Source organism: Pseudomonas fluorescens, from assembly GCF_003732425.1.
In the GTDB taxonomy this organism is placed as follows: domain Bacteria; phylum Pseudomonadota; class Gammaproteobacteria; order Pseudomonadales; family Pseudomonadaceae; genus Aquipseudomonas; species Aquipseudomonas fluorescens_BE.
Genome location: NZ_MOBX01000002.1, coordinates 131,159 through 151,856 on the forward strand (window position 1 = coordinate 131,159; position 20,698 = coordinate 151,856).

Annotated in this window: 13 protein-coding genes; 7 read left to right on the plus strand and 6 right to left on the minus strand. The window is 60.4% G+C overall.

The genetic code is table 11. The annotated features are described in order from the left end of the window. Window positions 1–91 precede the first annotated feature (91 nt). A complete protein-coding gene (locus BK670_RS02075; RefSeq protein ID WP_123448402.1) occupies window positions 92–2,704 on the minus strand; it encodes a hypothetical protein in 2,613 nt (870 codons plus the stop codon). A 226-nt stretch (window positions 2,705–2,930) separates the two neighbouring features. Between BK670_RS02075 and BK670_RS02080 the strand changes: the two genes are divergently transcribed. From BK670_RS02080 to BK670_RS02095, 4 genes are all read left to right on the plus strand, one after another. Next, window positions 2,931–5,243 carry a YgiQ family radical SAM protein gene (locus BK670_RS02080; protein ID WP_123448403.1) on the plus strand — a complete coding sequence of 771 codons (2,313 nt, stop codon included), beginning with the start codon at window positions 2,931–2,933 and terminating at the stop codon, window positions 5,241–5,243. A gap of 299 nt (window positions 5,244–5,542) precedes the next feature. Next, window positions 5,543–8,818, plus strand: coding sequence for a transglutaminase family protein (locus BK670_RS02085; protein WP_123448404.1), 3,276 nt, complete (start codon window positions 5,543–5,545; stop codon window positions 8,816–8,818). Window positions 8,819–8,906: 88 nt separating this feature from the next. Beyond that, a complete protein-coding gene (locus tag BK670_RS02090; protein WP_123448405.1) occupies window positions 8,907–11,393 on the plus strand; it encodes a circularly permuted type 2 ATP-grasp protein in 2,487 nt (828 codons plus the stop codon). Continuing rightward, window positions 11,393–12,283, plus strand: a complete 891-nt coding sequence (locus tag BK670_RS02095) for a transglutaminase family protein (protein ID WP_123448406.1) — start codon at window positions 11,393–11,395, stop codon at window positions 12,281–12,283. The genes BK670_RS02090 and BK670_RS02095 overlap by 1 nt, the downstream gene beginning before the upstream one ends. A gap of 148 nt (window positions 12,284–12,431) precedes the next feature. Here BK670_RS02095 and BK670_RS02100 read toward each other — a convergent pair whose 3' ends face one another. Continuing rightward, complete coding sequence (locus BK670_RS02100; protein WP_122606585.1) at window positions 12,432–12,620, minus strand: hypothetical protein; 189 nt, start codon at window positions 12,618–12,620, stop codon at window positions 12,432–12,434. Between the two features lie 68 nt (window positions 12,621–12,688). Continuing rightward, window positions 12,689–13,276, minus strand: coding sequence for an LOG family protein (locus BK670_RS02105; protein ID WP_123448407.1), 588 nt, complete (start codon window positions 13,274–13,276; stop codon window positions 12,689–12,691). A 340-nt stretch (window positions 13,277–13,616) separates the two neighbouring features. Here BK670_RS02105 and azu point away from each other — a divergent pair, with 340 nt between their 5' ends. Continuing rightward, window positions 13,617–14,063: an azurin gene (gene azu, locus BK670_RS02110; RefSeq protein ID WP_123448408.1), complete on the plus strand. Its 447-nt coding sequence runs from the start codon at window positions 13,617–13,619 to the stop codon at window positions 14,061–14,063. Between the two features lie 199 nt (window positions 14,064–14,262). Here the strand turns inward: azu and nadE are convergent, their stop codons facing one another. The 3 genes from nadE to BK670_RS02130 form a co-directional block, all read right to left on the minus strand. Next, the gene (gene nadE / locus BK670_RS02115; protein ID WP_123448409.1) at window positions 14,263–15,090 is read right to left on the minus strand and encodes an ammonia-dependent NAD(+) synthetase; all 828 of its coding nucleotides are present in this window, start codon (window positions 15,088–15,090) and stop codon (window positions 14,263–14,265) included. 4 nt (window positions 15,091–15,094) lie between these two features. Then, window positions 15,095–16,318, minus strand: coding sequence for a nicotinate phosphoribosyltransferase (pncB, locus tag BK670_RS02120; protein WP_123448410.1), 1,224 nt, complete (start codon window positions 16,316–16,318; stop codon window positions 15,095–15,097). Window positions 16,319–16,531: 213 nt separating this feature from the next. Then, complete coding sequence (locus BK670_RS02130) at window positions 16,532–17,434, minus strand: LysR family transcriptional regulator (protein ID WP_123448411.1); 903 nt, start codon at window positions 17,432–17,434, stop codon at window positions 16,532–16,534. Window positions 17,435–17,597: 163 nt separating this feature from the next. On the opposite strand from BK670_RS02130, the gene amaB reads away from it, so the two are divergent. After that, on the plus strand, window positions 17,598–19,088 hold the full coding sequence (gene amaB / locus BK670_RS02135) for an L-piperidine-6-carboxylate dehydrogenase (RefSeq protein WP_123448412.1): 1,491 nt from the start codon (window positions 17,598–17,600) through the stop codon (window positions 19,086–19,088). A gap of 146 nt (window positions 19,089–19,234) precedes the next feature. Next, window positions 19,235–20,518 carry an L-pipecolate oxidase gene (amaA, locus tag BK670_RS02140; RefSeq protein WP_123448413.1) on the plus strand — a complete coding sequence of 428 codons (1,284 nt, stop codon included), beginning with the start codon at window positions 19,235–19,237 and terminating at the stop codon, window positions 20,516–20,518. The last annotated feature ends 180 nt before the right edge of the window (window positions 20,519–20,698 follow it).

The window sequence follows — 20,698 nt, forward strand, 5'->3', positions numbered from 1 at the left end:
CAGGCGCCCGCGAACGGGCGCCGACAGCGTTCGGCGTCATTGCCTGTTGGTTGTCACAGGAGGCGCGAGCCCGTTGTCCGGGCGTGGCCATTTACTCGGACAGCGCAGCGGTTTTGTCCGCCAAAGTGAATATTTTTTGCGCTGTCTTGCCGTCGAACCGCTCCCGCCAGATCGCTACATGCGCCCGACCGGCCAGCTCATCGCGGCGCTGAGACTCGGCCCCGCGTTTGCTCTGTTCAAGGGTTTTCAGATGACTGCCCCTGATGGTGAAGTTCAGCGGGTGGCTGTCCTGCTTGTCATAGTGAAAGTGGGCTTCCCACAACGGCGCATCGTCAGCGCCATCGCTAATGGAATAAACGTCCAGAAATGACTTGTCCTTGCCTTTGCCCAGTGGCTTGCGCTCAACACTCTTGTGCGCTTTGAGCTCGGCGCGATCCAGCAGATAATTCAGGCGCATGATGTCCAGCACGTCTTTGTTCTTGTACATCCGCACCAGAATCTCTTGCCCTTGGGTCGTCAATGAAACGGCTGCGGCTCGCAGGCGAGAGGCCAAATCCATGATCCCTCTATCTTCGCCCTCGCTTGCGTGACTCTCCAGTCGTCTGGCCTGCTCGTTGAGCAAATCGCTTTCCTTGCCCAGACTTTCGATAATCTCTGTCGGGTTGGCTTTTCTGGCTTCCCGGGCGTTCGCATCGAGCATGTGATTCTCATGGCTGGCCAGTAACCGGATTGCCTCGTCGATCAGTTGCGAGCGCGGTGCGCGGACGATCGGTGGGAGCACCGGGAGCCATTCGTCTTGTCTTTTTTCGTAGCGCCGGGGCGGCGAATCGGGTCGCAACGGGTCGGGAACCTTGATGATGATGTTCCCGTCCGGGGCGGTCTCGGTCTCCCCGACCAGTACTCTGTAGGTGCCGTGCTGGCGGGTTCGGAACATTTTCTTGGCGAGGACGGGACGACTGGTTTCGGCGTAGACGGGGGGCGCCGGAATGAAGTCGAAATCAATGTCCTGGTCGAGGCTCGGCAGATCGGCCTGGCGCATTGAAACGTCAAGGATTTCAGTCAGTGTGCTTTCAATTTTCCTCTCGATCGGTTCGATCAGGGCCATGATTTCCTCAAGGTATTGGGCCTTGGGGCTTTGTGAGCTCAGCAGCACTTCGAAGCGATTCCTGTCACCTCTGATCTGATCAAGGGCCAGCAGGAGCGCCATAGGGTGCTCTCGTTCTGGAACATTGCTCAGATCCCCGGTGATCAGGTCGATGGCTGACAGTGAGGGCATGGTTGTGTCTGGCGGCTGGTCGGGGGTGCCTGCAAACAGGTGAACATAGAGCGTCAGCTTGTTGAAGTTGATGCGCTCCGCTGCCGGTACTTGTTGACTGAGCTCCGTCAGCTGTGGGGCCGCTCCGGGGGAGGCTTTTCTGATCTGATCCATCACCACCTGACGCTCGTCGAGAATCTTCAGCTTCTTGTCCAGGTGGGTGATGATTTTCCTGCAGTTGTCGGCACTCATGTTTGTCGCCTCAGGCCTGGTCCTGAGGTCCATGACGGCCATGAGCCTGTTGAGGTATTCGACGCGTTCGATCCGGAAAGTGTGCAGTTCCTCCTTGAATAGCCCGCCTGCCTTGAGGAGGGTCATCCAGTCCTTGTTGTCGACGAGCGACTGAACGAAAGCCGTCTGTTTTCTGATGTGTTTGAGCAAATGCACCTCAACGGCGACCAGGGCTGCAGTCTTGGCGGGGCCCTGCGCCTGTTGTCGAGCCTGACTCCAGAGGCTGTCGTACTGCGTGGACGATTCGATCAGAGCGGTGTGGGCATTCTGGAAGGGTTCATAACGTTGCATAAGGAGGGCCATTTTGGCCTGTGTTGAGTCATTGCGCGGCATGCCCCCCCTCAGCCCCGTAAGTACAGAAACCCAGGCGTTAGCCTCGTTGCGAGTGATGGCCCGGGTTTCGCCGCTGCGACTGGCCCGATAGATGTTTGCGCTGTCTGTGGCGACCGGATCCTTGGGGTTAACAATGCGCCACACCTTGTGCGCCGGGCTCGACGCGTCGAGATCTTGCATCACTTGGAGCGCGTGGTTGTGGATGACCGCGTAGAGCTTGCCGTCGTGGCGAAACAGGCCATCGCTGCCGGGTTCGACTGTGCTGAAATCCAGCTCGGTGCGAAACGGTTGAAGGCTCGCGTCGGTCAGCGGCACGTTGCCAGCGTCAACATCATTGAGTGGGTGCCAGAGTCCGCTGTCGACGTCGCGCAACAGCAGCGGCCCTGAGGGATGCAGTTCGCTTGATAGCCGGGCCCGGTACAATCCAGTGTCCGGCTCTACCCCGACCGGGACGATGCCGCCATCGGGTACGTCGACGTACCGCCGTTTGTTGTACGTCCTGATTCCTTCGTTGTCGGCGGGCGGCAGTTTTGCCGGGGGGCTGATCCAGTAGCGCCTTAACGACTGATCCGTGAAGCGGCGGATTTCAACAGGGGCTGGTGTCGGGCGAATCAGGATAGTCGGTGCTGGCGAAATCGCATCGGGGTCTGCCGCCCGGGGTGGCGGGGGCCCCGGTTGCGGCTTTTCGCCAAGGAGCCATGGATCGATGTTTTTGCGGCCCGGCGTATCAGGCGTCTTTGATTGGCCGTCCACCGGTCGATTCGAGCGGATATGGACATCCGCGTCCACATAGATGCTGCCATTGCGAGGAGGTTTTACTGCCATGGTTCTTCATCCTTGAAAAAGTGGCGATTGCAGAACCCGATCATTGAGTTCCGCAAGGTGTTCAGCGTCATTGCCGCTGTGTGGCTGGTTGAAAGTCACCGGAGATTTTCTGCTGGAGGCGCGTAGAGCAGGTTGTCGTTAGAAACCGACCATTGCCGTCGGAATTGGTCAAATTTTGTGCTATATTCCGCGCCCGCGATTTTTCATCTCAACACCGGTCGTCGACATGCAAGCAGCCAAGCCGTTATTTGACTATCCAAAATATTGGGCCGAATGTTTCGGGCCAGCGCCATTCCTGCCAATGAGCAGGGAGGAGATGGATCAGCTTGGCTGGGATTCCTGTGACATCATCATTGTTACGGGAGATGCCTACGTCGATCACCCGTCGTTCGGCATGGCGATCATTGGCCGGCTGCTGGAGTCCCAGGGCTTTCGCGTCGGGATCATTGCCCAGCCGAACTGGCAGTCCAAAGACGACTTCATGAAGCTCGGCGAGCCGAACCTGTTCTTCGGGGTTGCGGCGGGCAACATGGACTCGATGATCAACCGCTACACCGCGGACAAGAAAATCCGTTCCGACGACGCCTACACGCCCGGCGGCATGGCCGGCAAGCGTCCGGATCGCGCGAGCCTGGTCTACAGCCAGCGCTGCAAGGAAGCCTACAAGCACGTGCCGATCGTGCTCGGCGGCATCGAAGCGTCCCTGCGCCGCATTGCGCACTACGACTACTGGCAGGATCGCGTGCGTAACTCGATCCTGATCGACGCCTGCGCCGATATCCTGCTGTACGGCAACGCCGAACGCGCGATTGTCGAAGTCGCCCAGCGTCTGTCCTACGGCCACAAGATCGAAGACATCACCGATGTGCGCGGCACCGCGTTCATCCGTCGTGACACGCCGCAGGGCTGGTACGAAGTTGACTCGACGCGCATCGACCGTCCGGGCAAGGTCGACAAGATCATCAACCCGTACGTCAACACGCAAGACACCCAGGCCTGTGCCATCGAGCAGGAAAAGGGCCCGGTCGAGGATCCGCAGGAAGCCAAGGTCGTACAGATCCTGGCCAGCCCGCGCATGACCCGCGACAAGACCGTGATCCGCCTGCCGTCGATGGAAAAGGTGCGTAACGACCCGGTTCTGTACGCCCACGCCAACCGCGTGCTGCACCTGGAAACCAACCCGGGCAACGCCCGTGCGCTGGTGCAGAAGCACGGCGAGATCGACGTGTGGTTCAACCCGCCACCGATTCCGATGACCACTGAAGAAATGGACTACGTGTTCGGCATGCCTTACGCACGTGTTCCGCACCCGGCGTACGGCAAGGAGAAAATCCCGGCCTACGACATGATCCGTTTCTCGGTGAACATCATGCGCGGCTGCTTCGGTGGCTGCACCTTCTGCTCGATCACCGAGCACGAAGGCCGGATCATCCAGAACCGTTCCGAAGAGTCGATCATTCGCGAAATCGAAGAGATCCGTGACAAGGTGCCAGGCTTCACTGGCGTCATTTCCGACCTCGGTGGCCCGACCGCGAACATGTACCGCATCGCCTGCAAGACGCCGGAAATCGAATCCGCGTGCCGCAAGCCGTCCTGCGTGTTCCCGGGCATCTGCCCGAACCTGAACACCGACCATTCGTCGCTGATTCAGCTGTACCGCAGCGCCCGTGCCTTGCCGGGTGTGAAGAAGATCCTGATTGCCTCCGGCCTGCGTTACGACCTCGCGGTCGAGTCGCCGGAGTACGTCAAAGAGCTGGTGACCCACCACGTCGGTGGTTACCTGAAGATCGCCCCGGAACACACCGAGGAAGGTCCGCTCAACCAGATGATGAAACCGGGTATCGGCAGCTATGACAAGTTCAAGCGCATGTTCGAGAAGTACACCAAGGAAGCGGGCAAAGAGCAGTACCTGATTCCGTACTTCATCGCCGCCCACCCGGGCACCACCGACGAAGACATGATGAACCTGGCCCTGTGGCTCAAGGGCAACGGCTTCCGCGCCGACCAGGTGCAGGCGTTCTACCCGTCGCCGATGGCCACCGCCACCGCGATGTACCACTCGGGCAAGAACCCGCTGCGCAAAGTCACCTATAAGAGCGACGGCGTGACCATCGTCAAGAGCGAAGAGCAGCGTCGCCTGCACAAGGCGTTCTTGCGTTATCACGACCCGAAAGGCTGGCCGATGCTGCGTGAAGCACTGATCCGCATGGGCCGCGCTGATCTGATCGGTTCGGGCAAGGATCAATTGATTCCGACGCACCAACCGTCTACCGACAGTTACCAGAGCGCCCGTCGCAAGAACTCGACGCCAGCCGGCAGCCATAAAGTGGCCAAGGAAGGCAAAGAGAAGACCACCAAGATCCTCACTCAGCATACCGGCCTGCCGCCGCGTGCCAGTGATGGCGGTAATCCTTGGGACAAGCGTGAACAGGCCAAGGCGGCGGCGTTTGCCCGCAACCAGCAGGCGGCCAAGGAACGCAAGGACGCGGCGAAAGGCAAAGGGCCGAAGCCGGCGCGCAAGCCGGTGGTGCCACGCTAAGCCGTTTTTAGCTCAACAGAACGCCAATCTTCGGGTTGGCGTTTTGCATTGTGGCAGAAGATCAAAGGATCGCAGCCTTCGGCAGCTCCTACATGGGATATGCATTTTCTGTAGGAGCTGCCGAAGGTTGCGATCTTTTGATCTTCGCCACATTTGGGTGCAACTTCGCCAAACCATTTCCCCGCATCGCCCGGTTTTGGTGCTGTACTGCCCTAAGCATTCCGGGAAAGCGCCCAAGCCTCTGCATGGCATAAGTTTTGCGCGCTTTCGAATACGCTTAGGCTCGCAGGAGGCACGCCGTGTCGATTCATGTCGCATTGCATCACGTCACGCATTACCGCTACGACCGCGCTGTCGAACTCGGTCCGCAGATCGTTCGCCTGCGTCCGGCTGCCCACAGCCGCACGCGGATTCTGTCGTATGCGCTGAAAGTCTCGCCCGAGCAGCATTTCATCAACTGGCAGCAGGATCCGCAGGGCAACTACCTCGCCCGATTGGTATTCCCCGAGAAGACCAATGAGCTGCGCATTGAAGTCGATCTGCTCGCCGAAATGGCCGTGTTCAACCCGTTCGACTTCTTCCTCGAACCCTACGCCGAGAAAATCCCCTTCGCCTACGCCGCCGATGAGCGCAAGGAGCTGGCGCCGTACCTCGAAACCCTGCCGCTGACGCCAAAATTCAAAGCCTATCTGGACGCCATCGATCGCACGCCGCTGCCGGCGGTGGACTTCCTTGTGGCGCTCAACCAGCGCTTGAGCGAAGACATCGGCTACCTGATTCGCATGGAGCCAGGCGTGCAGACGCCGGAGCATACCCTCGAACATGCCTCCGGTTCCTGCCGTGATTCGGCGTGGCTGCTGGTGCAGTTGCTGCGCAACCTCGGGTTGGCCGCGCGGTTTGTCTCCGGTTATCTGATTCAACTGACCGCCGACGTGAAAAGCCTCGACGGCCCGTCCGGCACTGAAGTCGACTTCACCGACCTGCACGCCTGGTGCGAGGTGTATTTGCCGGGTGCCGGCTGGATCGGCCTGGATGCCACGTCCGGGCTGTTCGCCGGTGAAGGACACATTCCGTTGGCCTGCAGTCCCGATCCGTCTTCGGCGGCACCGATCAGCGGCTTGGTGGAGCCGTGCGAGTGTGAATTCAGCCATGAAATGTCGGTGGAACGCATCTGGGAGGCGCCGCGCGTCACCAAGCCCTACACCGACGAGCAGTGGCTGGCGATTCAGGCGCTCGGGCGGCAGATCGATGCTGACCTGTTGGCGGATGACGTGCGCCTGACCATGGGCGGTGAACCGACCTTCGTCTCCATCGACGATCCGGATGGCGCCGAGTGGAACACCGCCGCGCTGGGGCCGGCCAAGCGTCAGCTCTCCGCCGAACTGTTCCAGCGCATGCGCAAGCATTACGCGCCGCAGGGCCTGGTGCATTTCGGCCAGGGCAAGTGGTATCCCGGTGAGCAACTGCCGCGCTGGTCGCTCAATTGCTACTGGCGTCGCGACGGTGTGCCGATCTGGCACAACAACGCATTGATCGCTGACGAGCAGCAGGATTACGGTGCCAATGGCGAGCTGGCCGGGCGCTTTTTGGCGAGTGTCGCCGAACGGCTGAAATTGCCTACTCGTTTTGTCTTCCCGGCCTACGAGGACAATTTCTACTACCTCTGGCGCGAGGGCACGTTGCCTAGCAATGTCAGCGCCGAAGATTCACGTCTTGAGGAACCGCTGGAGCGCGCGCGACTGCGCAAAGTCTTCAGTCAGGGCCTGAACAAGGTGATCGGCCAGGTGCTGCCGCTGGCGCGTACCGCCAAGGGCGATCAATGGCAGAGCGGGCGCTGGTATCTGCGCGACGAACATTGCCGTTTAGTGCCGGGCGATTCGCCGCTGGGCTATCGCTTGCCGCTGGGTTCGCAGCCGTGGGTGAAGGCGGCCGAGTATCCGTTTATCCATCCACAGGATCCGAATCAGAACTTCCCTGAGCTGCCGGAAACCGCGCAGCTCAACAGTCATGGCGAACCTGCCGCGACTGACGAACGTGTGCCAAAAATCGACGAGTCCGCCGACTGGCTGACCCGCACCGCGTTCTGCGCTGAGGCGCGTGAGGGGCGTTTGTACCTGTTCATGCCGCCGCTGGAGCGGGTCGAGGACTATCTGGAGCTGGTCGCCGCCATCGAAGCCACCGCCGAAGAACTGCATTGCCCGGTGCTGCTGGAAGGCTATGAACCGCCGAGCGATCCGCGTCTGAGCAATTTCCGTATCACCCCGGATCCCGGTGTGATCGAGGTCAATGTGCAGCCGTCGGCGACCTGGGACGAATTGGTCGAACGCACCGAGTTTCTCTATGAAGAGGCGCGGCAAACTCGCCTGACCACCGAGAAATTCATGATCGACGGCCGACACACCGGCACCGGCGGCGGTAACCATTTCGTCCTCGGGGGGGCGACGCCGGCGGATTCACCGTTTCTGCGCCGTCCCGATCTGCTGCGCAGCCTGATTAGCTACTGGCATAACCATCCGTCATTGTCGTATCTGTTCTCCGGATTGTTCATCGGCCCGACATCGCAGGCGCCACGGGTTGACGAGGCGCGCAATGATTCGCTGTACGAACTGGAAATCGCCTTCGCGCAGATGCCGGCGCCGGGTGAGGAATGCGCACCGTGGCTGGTCGATCGGCTGCTGCGCAATTTGCTGATCGACGTCACCGGCAACACGCACCGTGCTGAGTTCTGCATCGATAAACTGTACTCGCCGGACGGCGCCACCGGGCGTCTCGGCTTGCTTGAGCTGCGTGCCTTTGAAATGCCGCCCCATGCGCGCATGAGCCTGGCACAGCAGTTGTTGTTGCGGGCGCTGGTTGCGCGGTTTTGGCGCGAACCTTATGCGCCGCCGAAGCTGGCGCGCTGGGGCACCGAACTGCACGACCGTTTCCTCCTGCCGCACTTTATTGAACAGGATTTCGCTGACGTCATCGTCGAACTCAACAACGCCGGTTACCCGTTGCGGGCGGAATGGTTTGCCGCGCACCTGGAATTTCGTTTCCCCAAAGTCGGCGATTACGCCGTCAACGGCATCGAGCTGGAGCTGCGTCAGGCGCTGGAACCGTGGCATGTCCTGGGCGAGGAGGGCGCGGCTGGCGGCACAGTGCGTTACGTCGATTCATCGCTGGAGCGTTTGCAGGTCAAGCTCAAAGGGCTGCCGCCGCAGCGCTATCTGCTGACCTGTAATGGCGTCGCGGTACCGTTGCATCCGACCGGGCGGGTTGGCGAGTTTGTCGCGGGTGTGCGTTACCGCGCGTGGCAACCGGCCAACTGCTTGCAGCCGACCATAACCGTGCACGCACCGCTGGTGTTCGACCTGCTCGACACCTGGATGGGCCGCTCGCTGGGCGGTTGTCAGTACCACGTCGCGCATCCGGGCGGGCGCAATTACGAGACGTTGCCGGTCAATGCCAACGAAGCGGAGAGCCGGCGGATGGCGCGGTTTTTCCGTGTCGGACACACGCCGGGGAAACTTCCTATACCCAACGTGGAAATCAGTGACGAGCTACCAATGACAATCGATTTGCGACGTTTCTAGATCGCACGCGACATGCGGATTTTTCGTCTATCCGCATGTCATGTGCCTGCGTTAGTCTGACCGTTCCTTGCTGTCTGCCGAGCTTTCCATGCCTGACCTGCTAGACCGCTACCCGCTCACGGCGGGCACTTATCACGAACTGCTCGATGGCAGTGGCGCGGTGCGCCCGCACTGGCGGCGACTGTTCGATCAGTTGCAGCGCAGCACCCCGGCGCAACTGGTGCAGCGGCAGGCATTGCTGGCGCGGCAGATTCAGGAAAACGGCGTTACCTATAACGTCTATGCCGATCCCAAGGGCGCTGATCGGCCGTGGGAACTGGATCTGCTGCCCCATGTGATTGCTGCGGACGAATGGCAGCAACTGTCGGCAGGTATAGCCCAACGTGCGCGACTGCTCAATGCGGTGCTGGCCGATTTGTACGGGCCGCAACGGCTGATCAGCGAAGGCTTGTTGCCGGCAGAGCTGGTGTTCGGCCACAACAATTTTCTCTGGCCGTGTCAGCATGTCGCGCCGCCGGAAGCGACGTTTCTGCACCTGTACGCCGTGGATCTGGCGCGCACACCGGACGGGCGTTGGTGGGTCACCGCCGATCGTACGCAAGCGCCATCGGGCGCCGGCTATGCTCTGGAAAACCGCACGATCGTGTCGCGCGCCTTTCCCGAGTTGTACCGGGATCTGAAGGTGCAGCATCTGGCCGGCTTCTTCTGCACCTTGCAGGAAACCCTCGCGCGACAGGCGCCCAGTGACGATGACGCGCCGCTGGTGGTGCTGCTCACGCCGGGGCGCTTCAATGAAAGCTATTTCGAACATTTGTATCTGGCTCGGCAGCTCGGTTATCCGCTGGTCGAGGGCGGTGACCTGACGGTGCGCGACGCCACGGTCTACCTGAAAACCCTCAGTGGTTTGCGTCGGGTGCACGCGATCATGCGCCGGCTCGATGATGATTTCTGCGACCCGCTGGAGCTGCGCACGGACTCGGCACTCGGCGTTCCCGGATTGCTTGAGGCGGTGCGTCAGGGCCGGGTGCTGGTCGCCAACGCGTTGGGTAGCGGCGTGCTGGAGTCGCCGGGATTGCTGGGTTTTCTGCCAAAGATCAACCAATACCTGTTCGGCGAAGAGCTGATTTTGCCGTCGATCGCGACGTGGTGGTGCGGTGAGGCGCCGGTGTTGGCCCAAGCCCTGGAAAAACTGCCCGAGCTGCTGATCAAACCAGCGTTTCCTTCGCAGAGCTTCGCGCCGGTCTTTGGCCGTGACCTGAGTGAGAAACAGCGTCAGGCGCTTGCCGAGCGCATGCAGGCGCGCCCTTATGCCTATGTGGCGCAAGAATTGGCTCAGCTGTCCCAGGCGCCGATCTGGCAGGCGGAAAACGGCCAACTGCAACCACGGGCGATCGGCATGCGCATGTACGCCGTGGCCGGTGCTGATGGTTATCGCGTGCTGCCCGGTGGTTTGACCCGGGTGGCGGCCGAGGCCGATGCCGAAGTGGTGTCGATGCAGCGTGGTGGGGCGAGCAAAGACACTTGGGTACTGGGCGATCGCCCACCCAGTGGCGAGCAGTGGAAGAGTCAGCGCAGCGTCGGGGTCCATGATTTGGTGCGGCGCGATCCGTATCTGCCATCACGGGTGGTGGAGAACCTGTTCTGGTTCGGTCGTTACTGCGAGCGTTGTGATGACAGTGCGCGGTTGCTGCGCATCATGCTCGCGCGGTATGTCGACGGCGACGACCCGCAAGCGTTGCAGGCCGCCGTCGACCTCGGTGAGCGGCTGACGTTGTTGCCGGACGAAGGTGAACTGCCGGAGCGTCTGCTCGCGGCGCTGCTGGGCGAGGACTGGTCATTCAGCCTGCGTTCCAACCTGCAACGTTTGCAGTGGGCGGCCTCGCAAGTGCGCGGCAAGCTCTCGCGGGAAAACTGGCAGGCATTGGTAGAGTTGCAGCGCGAAGCGATGGAACTGGACACCGACGAACCCGACTTTGGCGAACTGCTGGATTTCCTTAACCGGCTGGTGATGTCGCTGGCGGCATTGTCCGGGTTTGCCCTGGACGACATGACCCGCGACGAAGGCTGGCGCTTTCTGATGATCGGCCGGCGCATTGAGCGGCTGCAATTTCTCAGCAGCAGTCTGGCGGCGTTTCTGCGCGGCGCTGGGGCGTTCGATCAAGCGGGCCTCGAATGGCTGCTGGAACTGGGCAACAGCAGCATCACCTATCGCTCACGTTATCTGGCCGTGGCGCAATTGATTCCGGTGCTCGATCTGTTGTTGCTTGATGAGCAGAACCCGCACGCGGTGTTGTTCCAGTTGAAACTGGTGACCCGCACGTTGAAACGTTTGAACGATGATTTCGCTGCGCCGCGGGAGGCCGGGCTGCCGCAACTGGTCGAACGTCTGGCGCGGTTTGATCTCGGCTGTCTGGAGAATCCATTGTTCGGTGAGTCCAGCGTGCGAGCCGCTCTGAATGGGCTGGCGGATTTGCTGCAAGAGATTGCCGAGGCTAGCGGGCAAGTGTCGGATCGTCTGGCCCTGCGCCATTTCGCCCATGTCGATGATGTCAGCCAGCGCACGGTGTCCGTCTGATGAATGCTCGCTACCAGATCCTCCACGACACCTGTTACCACTACGACAGCCCGGTGTCCCTGGCGCAGCAACTGGCGCACTTGTGGCCGCGTGAATGCGCCTGGCAGCGCTGCACCGAGCAGCAGTTGCTGATCAGCCCGGATCCGACAGCACGACGCGACGAGCTGGACGTGTTTGGCAATCCGCTGACCCGGCTGGCCTTCGAGCGTCCTCACGATGAATTACAGGTCAATGCCCGGCTCACCGTTGAGGTGCTGGAGCGGCCGGCGCTGGACTTCAATCAGTCGCCCGCCTGGGAGCTGACCCGCGATGCACTGACCTATGGCAGTCAGCCGTTGTCCGCTGAGTTGCTCGAAGCTTGCCGCTACCGCTTCCAGTCACCGTACGTGCATTTGAAAAGCAGCTTCGTCGAGTTTTCGCAAAGTTGTTTTCCGCCGGGCAGGCCGTTGCTGTTGGGCGTGCGGGACTTGATGCAAAAGATCTTCAGCGAATTCACTTTTGATGCCGAGGCGACCCAGGTGGCGACACCGCTGGTGGAAGTGCTGGAACGGCGGCGTGGGGTCTGTCAGGACTTCGCGCACTTGATGCTTGCGTGCGTGCGCTCGCGAGGGCTGGCAGCGCGTTATATCAGCGGCTATCTGCTGACTCAGCCACCGCCGGGGCAACCACGCCTGATCGGCGCTGATGCGTCGCATGCCTGGGTCTCGGTGTTTTGTCCGGTGCTGGGCTGGGTGGATTTTGATCCGACCAACAATGTGCAGCCGGCTCTGGAACACATCACCTTGGCATGGGGGCGGGATTTTTCCGATGTTTCGCCGTTACGCGGGGTGATTCTGGGCGGCGGCAACCATGATCCGGAGGTACGCGTCACCGTGATGCCACTGGATTAACGCCGATTAAACTGTAGGAGTGAGCCAGCTCGCTCCCACATGGGAATTGGGTGTACTTGGGGATGGAAGGCTGTGAGGGCCGGCGGTGAAACCGCCAGCCCCGTCACAAATCCGCAGGGTCTGATTCGATGATCAAACCCGGTGGGGCTCAGGCGTCAGGCGCCTGATCTTTCGGTGCTTCGGTTGCATCAACATCGTCATCCGTCGCCACTTCACCGTCAGGGTTCAGTGCCGCCTCTTCAGCGGTTTGTTTCTTGCGCTGAAGCTTTTCCTCTTTCTTCTGTTCCTTTGCCAGGTCTCGTTGACGTTTGGCGAAGGAGTAATTGGGTTTGGCCATGGGCGATCCTCTTGGGTCGAAGGTGAGGTTGAGCGGCGCATATTCTGCCCTGTATCGGTGTCCCGTGGTTAGCCGGGTTTTTGGTCGACCCATTTTGGTGAGACGGTCGGCTTCCAGTTATCCAGGGCATCGAGCAGTGCTTGCGGCGATTCGCTCACTTGCAGCATGTCACGGTGTGGCGCGCGAACGAAGCCTTCGCCGACGATATGGTCGAGAAATGCAGTGAGTTTGCTGTAGAAACCGTTCACTTCCAGCAGACCCAGCGGCTTGCCGTGGTAACCGAGCTGGCCCCAGGTCCAGACTTCGAACAGCTCTTCCAGCGTGCCGAGGCCGCCGGGCAGGGCGATGAAGGCGTCGCTCAGCTCGGCCATGCGCGCCTTGCGCGCGTGCATGCCGTCGACCACTTCCAGGCGCGTCAGACTTTTGTGGCCGATTTCCTTGTCCATCAGGCTCTGCGGGATGATGCCGATCACTTCACCGCCAGCGGCCAGCGCAGCGTCGGCGACAATGCCCATCAAACCCACGGCGCCACCGCCGTAGACCAAGGTCAGTTTTCGTTCGGCCAATGCTCGGCCAAGGGCGATGGCGGCTTCGGTGTAAGCCGGGACGGTGCCGGCGTTGGCACCGCAAAATACACAAACGGATTTCAGAGACATGCCTTCCTCCTGGGTCAATCCGTCACAGGGTAATGGCTGGCACGCCTTGATCCAAGGACTAGACTTCGCGTTCCGGCGATTCAAAGGTACCGCTGGCGCCACAGGCGTAAGCGGCGAGCAAACTGCACAACAGACCGTTAAAGAACATGACAGGCACTCCGTCTCAGTAGATGGACCGATCATAGGTCCGGCCGGGGAATCTGGCCGTTAGATTGTCTCGATGAGGGTCATAGCCTGAAAGTTGTATACAATTTTTGACTCAAGTCATAGGAACTTGCGAAGATTTCAGGCAGTCTTTCCACCATTAGTGTTTTTGTTAACCCTGCCTTGGAGATTCACCATGTTTTCCAAAGTTGTTGCGGTATCCCTGCTGGCGCTGGCCAGCAGCCAATTGATGGCTGCCGAGTGCAAAACCACCGTTGATTCCACCGATCAGATGTCCTTCAACACCAAGGAAATCGTGATCGACAAGAGCTGCAAGACTTTCACCGTCGAACTGACCCACTCCGGCAGCCTGCCGAAGAACGTCATGGGCCATAACCTGGTGATCAGCAAAGAAGCTGATATGCAGCCTATCGCTACCGATGGCCTGGCTGCCGGTATCGACAAGAACTACTTGAAAGATGGCGACGCTCGCGTGATTGCGCACACCAAAATCATCGGCGCGAAAGAAACCGATTCGTTGACTTTCGACGTGTCGAAGCTGGACGCCGCTGAAAAATACGGCTTCTTCTGCTCGTTCCCAGGCCACATCTCGATGATGAAAGGCACCATTACTGTTAAGTAATCCGCGCCACCGCGTCATCGTTCTTCGCGAGCAGGCTCGCTCCCACAGGCAACTGTGTCGGTCACAAATTTTGTGGACAACACGATCCCTGTGGGAGCGGGCTTGCCCGCGAAGGGGCCATCAGCAGCGCTAGAATTGCCGGCCAAAGAAAAGCCCGCTGAGGATCGCTCCTCAGCGGGCTTTTTCATTCCATCACCGATTACGGCGCAAATGGCATCACGCGCTTGTGATGGGTTTTGTTGTAAGTCGCGACGATGATATCGAACGCTTCCTGACGCACCGATTCGCCGTGCAGGAACGCATCGATCTCGGCATACGTCACGCCGTGGGACGCTTCATCCGGTTTCCCCGGCGACAAATCCTCAAGGTCCGCCGTCGGGACTTTTTCAACCAACGACTCCGGCGCGCCAAAGCTGCGTGCAATCGCCCGGACCTGATTTTTCACCAGACCGCTGAGCGGTGCCAGATCGCAGGCGCCGTCACCGAACTTGGTGAAGAAGCCCATCACCGCTTCCGCTGCATGGTCGGTGCCGATCACCAGGCCGTGAGCCGCGCCGGCGATGGTGTACTGAGCGACCATGCGCATCCGGGCCTTGGTGTTGCCCAGCACGAAGTCCACCGATACCGCGTGCTTGCCTTCAAACGCCGCCACTTCACTGGCCAGCGACTTCACCGCCGGGCCGATGTTGACCGTGTGGCGTTCGTCCGGCGCGATGAAATCCACCGAGGCCTGGGCGTCGTGTTCGTCAAACTGGGTTTCGTAAGGCAAACGCACGGCGATGAATTTGTAGCTGTTGTCGCCGGTCTGGTCACGCAACTCGCGCATCGCCCGCTGGGCGAGCAGGCCGGCGGTCAACGAATCGACGCCGCCGCTGATACCCAACACCAGCGTCTTAAGCCCGGAATTGACCAGGCAATCCTGAATAAAGGTAATACGCCGGGCGACTTCGGCCTGCAGGGCCTTTTGGTCGGCGAACGGCGGTTGCACCTTGAGCTGTTCAGCAATCTCACGCTGTACGGCTTGCATGAATTCACTCCTTGCTAGATAGACTGGAATCGGCAGGAACCTGGAAAACGTGTCGCAAATAGGCGACAAAATTCGGGTCTTTACAGTGGGTCTTGCCTGGCTCGTCGGAGATCTTCGCCACCGGTTGGCCGTTGCAGGCGGTCATTTTAAGCACGATGCTCATCGGTTCGACACCCGGAATGTCACAGGTGAGGTTGGTACCGATGCCGAAGCTGACGTTGATCCGCCCGTGCAGCGCGCGGAAGATCTCCAGCGACTTGGGCAGGGTCAGGCTGTCGGAGAACACCAGGGTCTTGCTCATCGGATCGATGCCGAGCTTGTGATAGTGCGCGATGCATTTTTCGCCCCACGCCACCGGATCGCCGGAGTCATGGCGCAGACCGTCAAACAGCTTGGCGAAGAACAGGTCGAAGTCGCCGAGGAAGGCATCGGTGGTGATGCAATCGGTGAGCGCGATCCCGAGCAGGCCGCGGTATTCGCGAACCCAGCAATCGAGCGCGGCGATCTGGCTGTCGATCAGGCGCGGGCCGAGTTGCTGGTGGGCCATGATCCATTCGTGGGCCATGGTGCCCAGCGGCTTCATGTCCAGTTCGCGGGACAGGTGCACGTTGCTGGTGCCGACGAAACGTCCGGGGAAGTCGTGCTTGAGCACATTCACCACTTCGGCCTGCACGCCGAATGAAAAACGCCGGCGGGTGCCGAAATCGGCGACCTGCAGTTGCGACAATTCGTCGGCCGAAGCGTTGGCGGTCAGCCAGTCGAACTTGCGATAGAGCTGTTCGCGCGCCTGCTCAAGCACGGTTTCACGGTAGCGATAGCGGTTGCGCACTTCACTGACGATCGCCAGCAACGGCACTTCGTAAAGAATCACATGCAGCCACGGCCCGCGCAGACGGATGAACAGCTCACCGTTTTCGATGCCGGTGTGCAGATAACGCAGGTTAAAGCGGAACAGGCCGAGGAAGCGCAGGAAGTCCGGTTTGAGGAAGCTGATGCGTTCAAGAAAACTCAGTTGATCGGCGCTCAGGCTCAGTTCGGCCAGCCGCTCGATTTGAAAACGGATCTCGGCCAGGTACGGGCGCAGATCCTCGCTGTTACGGCAACGGAACTCCCATTCGACTTCGACGTTGGGGTAGTTGTGCAGCACCGCCTGCATCATCGTCAGTTTGTAGAAGTCGGTGTCGAGCAGGTTCTGCACGATGCGATCGGCAAACACACTCTCGCTCATAACGGGGTCTCCAGGTGCGCCGCGCCTGTGCGCGGTCTCATTCGATGGCGCTAGTGGCGCATATCAGTGACGAAGATTGCCAGCAATTTTTTAAATCACCGCAGAACCCTTGTGGGAGCGAGCCTGCTCGCGAAGGCGTCATTGTGGCCTGCATTGATATTGAATTTGCCGGCCTCTTCGCGAGCAGGCTCGCTCCCACATTCTTCAATCGAGTCAGTCTCCAGGATTGTCAATCTGCTCCAGCATCCACTTCACAAAATCCCTCACCTTCGGCACTTCCGCCGCGTGTTCCGGGTACGCCAGGTAATAGGCGTCGGAGCTGGGCATTGCATGCGGCCAGGGAATGACCAGTTTGCCGTCGACCAATTCCTCTTCCACCAGAAATCGCGGCAACAGCGCCACACCGCAGCCAACCTGCGCGGCACGAATGCACATATAAAAGGTTTCGAAACGCGGCCCGTGGTAGCTGTGCTCGGTCTGGTAACCCTGACTGTCGAACCAGTCGTGCCAGGCCTGCGGGCGCGAGGCATTTTGCAGCAGGACCAGATCGGTGAGTTGCGTCGGATCAGTGAATGGCTTGTCCGGCAGGCTGCCCGGCGCGCACACCGGCACCAGCTCTTCGCCGAACAGCTTCAGGCATTCAGTACCGGGCCGTGAGCCCTGACCGAAATAGAACGCCAGGTCGCTGCGCCCTTGCAGCAGATCATCCGCTTCCTGCTCATTGCACAGATCCAGATGGATCGACGGATGGCGCAGCCGCCAGCCTTTGAGGCGCGGCACCAGCCAGCGCGCGCCGAAGGTCGAGGGCGTCGAGACGCGCAGGACTTCAGTCTCACCGCCGTAGGAACGCAGGTAATGCGTCGACATCTCCACTTGTGTGAGGATTTTTCGTACTTCAACCAAGTACAAATCACCGGCCGGGGTCATCTGCAAACGCCGGCGCACGCGACGAAACAACAAATGCTGCAACAGCTCTTCAAGCTGCGCGACCTGTTTGCTCACCGCACTCTGGGTCAGGTTCAGCTCCTCGGCGGCGCGGGTGAAGCTCAAGTGCCGGGTCACGGCCTCGAAGCACTGCAGGGCGGTGATCGAGGGCAAGTGGCGTTTGTTCAGCATGGCCGATCCTTTTCTTGTCTTTCTATGCGCAGCATGAATAAACGGAATGATATCTCGCGTAAAGGTCGTTTGTTGCCTCGCCATTGTGACGCTACAACTAAAGGCCTGCCCGGTCGCGAAAAAGCGTCCGCACACATTCAGTTTTTTGCTTGAGGAGTGACCCATGGTTGCCGCATTGCTTGATCGTCTTGGTGTGAACCCGGCCCTTTATCAGAACGGCAAAGTGCCGGTGCACTCGCCGATCGACGGCAGCCGCATTGCCGCCGTGAACTGGGAAGGCCCGGCCGAAGTCGAGCAGCACATCAGTCGCGCAGATCATGCGTTCGAGGCATGGCGCAAGGTGCCGGCCCCGCGTCGCGGCGAACTGGTGCGTCAATTCGGTGAAGTGCTGCGTGAATACAAGGCTGATCTCGGTGAACTGGTTTCCTGGGAGGCGGGCAAGATCACTCAGGAAGGCTTGGGTGAAGTGCAGGAGATGATCGACATCTGCGATTTCGCCGTCGGCCTGTCCCGCCAGTTGTACGGTTTGACCATCGCTTCCGAGCGCCCGGGCCACCACATGCGTGAAACCTGGCATCCACTGGGCGTGGTCGGGGTGATCAGCGCGTTCAACTTCCCGGTTGCAGTGTGGGCGTGGAACACCACGCTGGCGCTGGTCTGCGGCAACCCGGTGGTGTGGAAACCGTCGGAGAAAACCCCGCTGACCGCACTGGCCTGCCAGGCACTGTTTGATCGTGTGGTGAAGAATTTCACCGATGCCCCGGCAAACCTGTGCCAAGTGATCATCGGCGGCCGCGATGCCGGTGAAGCGCTGGTCGATGACCCGCGTGTCGCGTTGATCAGCGCCACCGGCAGCACGCGCATGGGCCGCGAAGTGGCGCCGAAAGTCGCCGCACGTTTTGCTCGCAGTATTCTCGAACTGGGCGGTAACAACGCAATGATCCTCGGCCCGAGCGCCGATCTGGACATGGCGGTACGGGCGATTCTGTTCAGCGCCGTTGGTACTGCCGGGCAGCGTTGCACCACCCTGCGTCGACTGATTGCCCATGAGTCGGTGAAGGAAGAAATCGTTACTCGCCTCAAAGCTGCGTACTCGAAAGTGCGCATCGGGAATCCGCTGGAAGGCAATCTGGTCGGCCCGCTGATCGACAAGCACAGCTTCGAAAACATGCAGGACGCGCTGGAACAGGCACTGAGCGAGGGCGGTCGGGTGTTCGGCGGCAAGCGTCAGCTCGAAGATCAATTCCCCAACGCTTACTACGTGTCGCCGGCGATTGTTGAAATGCCCGAACAGAGCGATGTGGTCTGCAGCGAAACCTTCGCGCCGATCCTCTATGTGGTCGGCTACAGCGACTTCCAGGAAGCGCTGCGCCTGAACAACGCGGTGCCACAAGGCTTGTCGTCGTGCATCTTCACCACGGATGTGCGCGAGGCCGAGCAGTTCATGTCGGCCGTCGGCAGCGACTGCGGCATCGCCAACGTCAACATCGGCCCGAGCGGTGCCGAAATTGGCGGCGCGTTTGGTGGCGAGAAAGAGACCGGTGGCGGTCGTGAGTCCGGCTCCGATGCCTGGCGCGGTTACATGCGCCGCCAGACCAACACCGTGAACTACTCGCTGGAGTTGCCGTTGGCGCAGGGCATTACGTTCGACTGAGGATCGAGGAAAAGCTCAAAAGATCGCAGCCTTCGGCAGCTCCTACAGGGCTGCGGTTGGCTTCGGTTTTGTAGGAGCTGCCGAAGGCTGCGATCTTTTGGCAGGCCCACATACGCATTTGGTTAGGTTTCTGTTGGAGTCTGGCAATGCCGTTACGCGAAGAATGTCTGTGGGAAAAGCTCACGCCGCAGAGGCCGGATAACACCGCGCTCAGGGGCGAAGTAAAGGTCGATGTCTGCGTGATCGGCGCCGGGTTCACCGGGTTGTCGGCGGCGCTGCATCTGTTGGAGAAAGGCAAAAGCGTCTGCGTGCTTGAGGCTCATCGTGCCGGTCACGGCGGTTCCGGGCGCAACGTCGGGCTGGTCAACGCCGGCATGTGGATCCCGCCGGACGAGATCGAGGGCGGTTTCGGCGAAGCGGTTGGCAGTCAGCTCAACCGCATGCTCGGGGCAGCGCCGGCGCTGGTGTTCAGCCTTGTGGATAAGTACAACATCGATTGCCAGTTGCGCCGCGAAGGCACCCTGCACATGGCGCACAACGCCAAGGGCGAGGCGGATCTGCGCAGTCGTGAACAGCAATGGAAGCGCCGTGGTGCGCCGGTCGAACTGCTGACCGGCAAGGCCTGCGAGCAAGCCACCGGCACGCAAAAGATCGCTGCTGCATTGCTTGATCGCCGCGCCGGTACGCTCAACCCGATGGCTTATGTCACCGGGCTGGCCAACGCCGTGAGTGGTCTCGGTGGGCAGATGTTCGATCATTCTCCGGTCACTCGGCTTGAGCGTCAGGGCGCGAAATGGTCGGTGCAGACCGAACACGGTTCGGTACTGGCCGAGCAAGTGGTCATCGCTTCCAACGCTTATACCGAAGGCGACTGGACCGAACTCAAGCGCAACTTCTTCCCCGGTTATTACTATCAGGTCGCTTCGGTGCCGCTGAGCGGAGACGCCGCCCAGGAAATTCTTCCGGGCGGGCAGGGCTCGTGGGATACGCGGCAGGTGCTGAGCAGCATCCGCCGTGACAAAGACGGGCGGTTATTGCTCGGCAGCCTCGGCAACGGCAATCAGAAACCGACCTGGTTTCTCAAAGCCTGGGCCGATCGCGTGCAGCAGCATTACTTCCCCCATCTGAAACCCGTCGAGTGGGAATGCACCTGGACCGGACGCATCGCGTTCACGCCTGATCACCTCATGCGCCTGTTCGAGCCGGCGCCGGGGCTGGTGGCCGTCACCGGTTACAACGGCCGTGGCGTCACCACCGGCACCGTGGTCGGCAAGGCTTTCGCTGATTACCTGTGTAACGGAAATCCTCAAGCCCTGCCGATTCCCTTCGCACCGATGCAGCCCCTGACCGGTGTGGGCTTGCGCAGTTGCCTGTACGAGGCCGGGTTCTCGCTGTATCACGCGGGCCAGTGCCTGCGCATTGTGATTTGAGTGTTGAAATATGTTGCCGGACGCGGCGCTTTTTCACGTAGCGACTAGCCTGTAATGGTGCGGGTTGTAGCAGTCCCGCACCAGCAGTGTGCAGTTCGGTGACGCGGGCTGTTACAGGCTGGTTGCACGTCGTTTGGCGCCGCGGTTGCAATGATGGCGCGTGCGGGTTGCGCCTGAAAA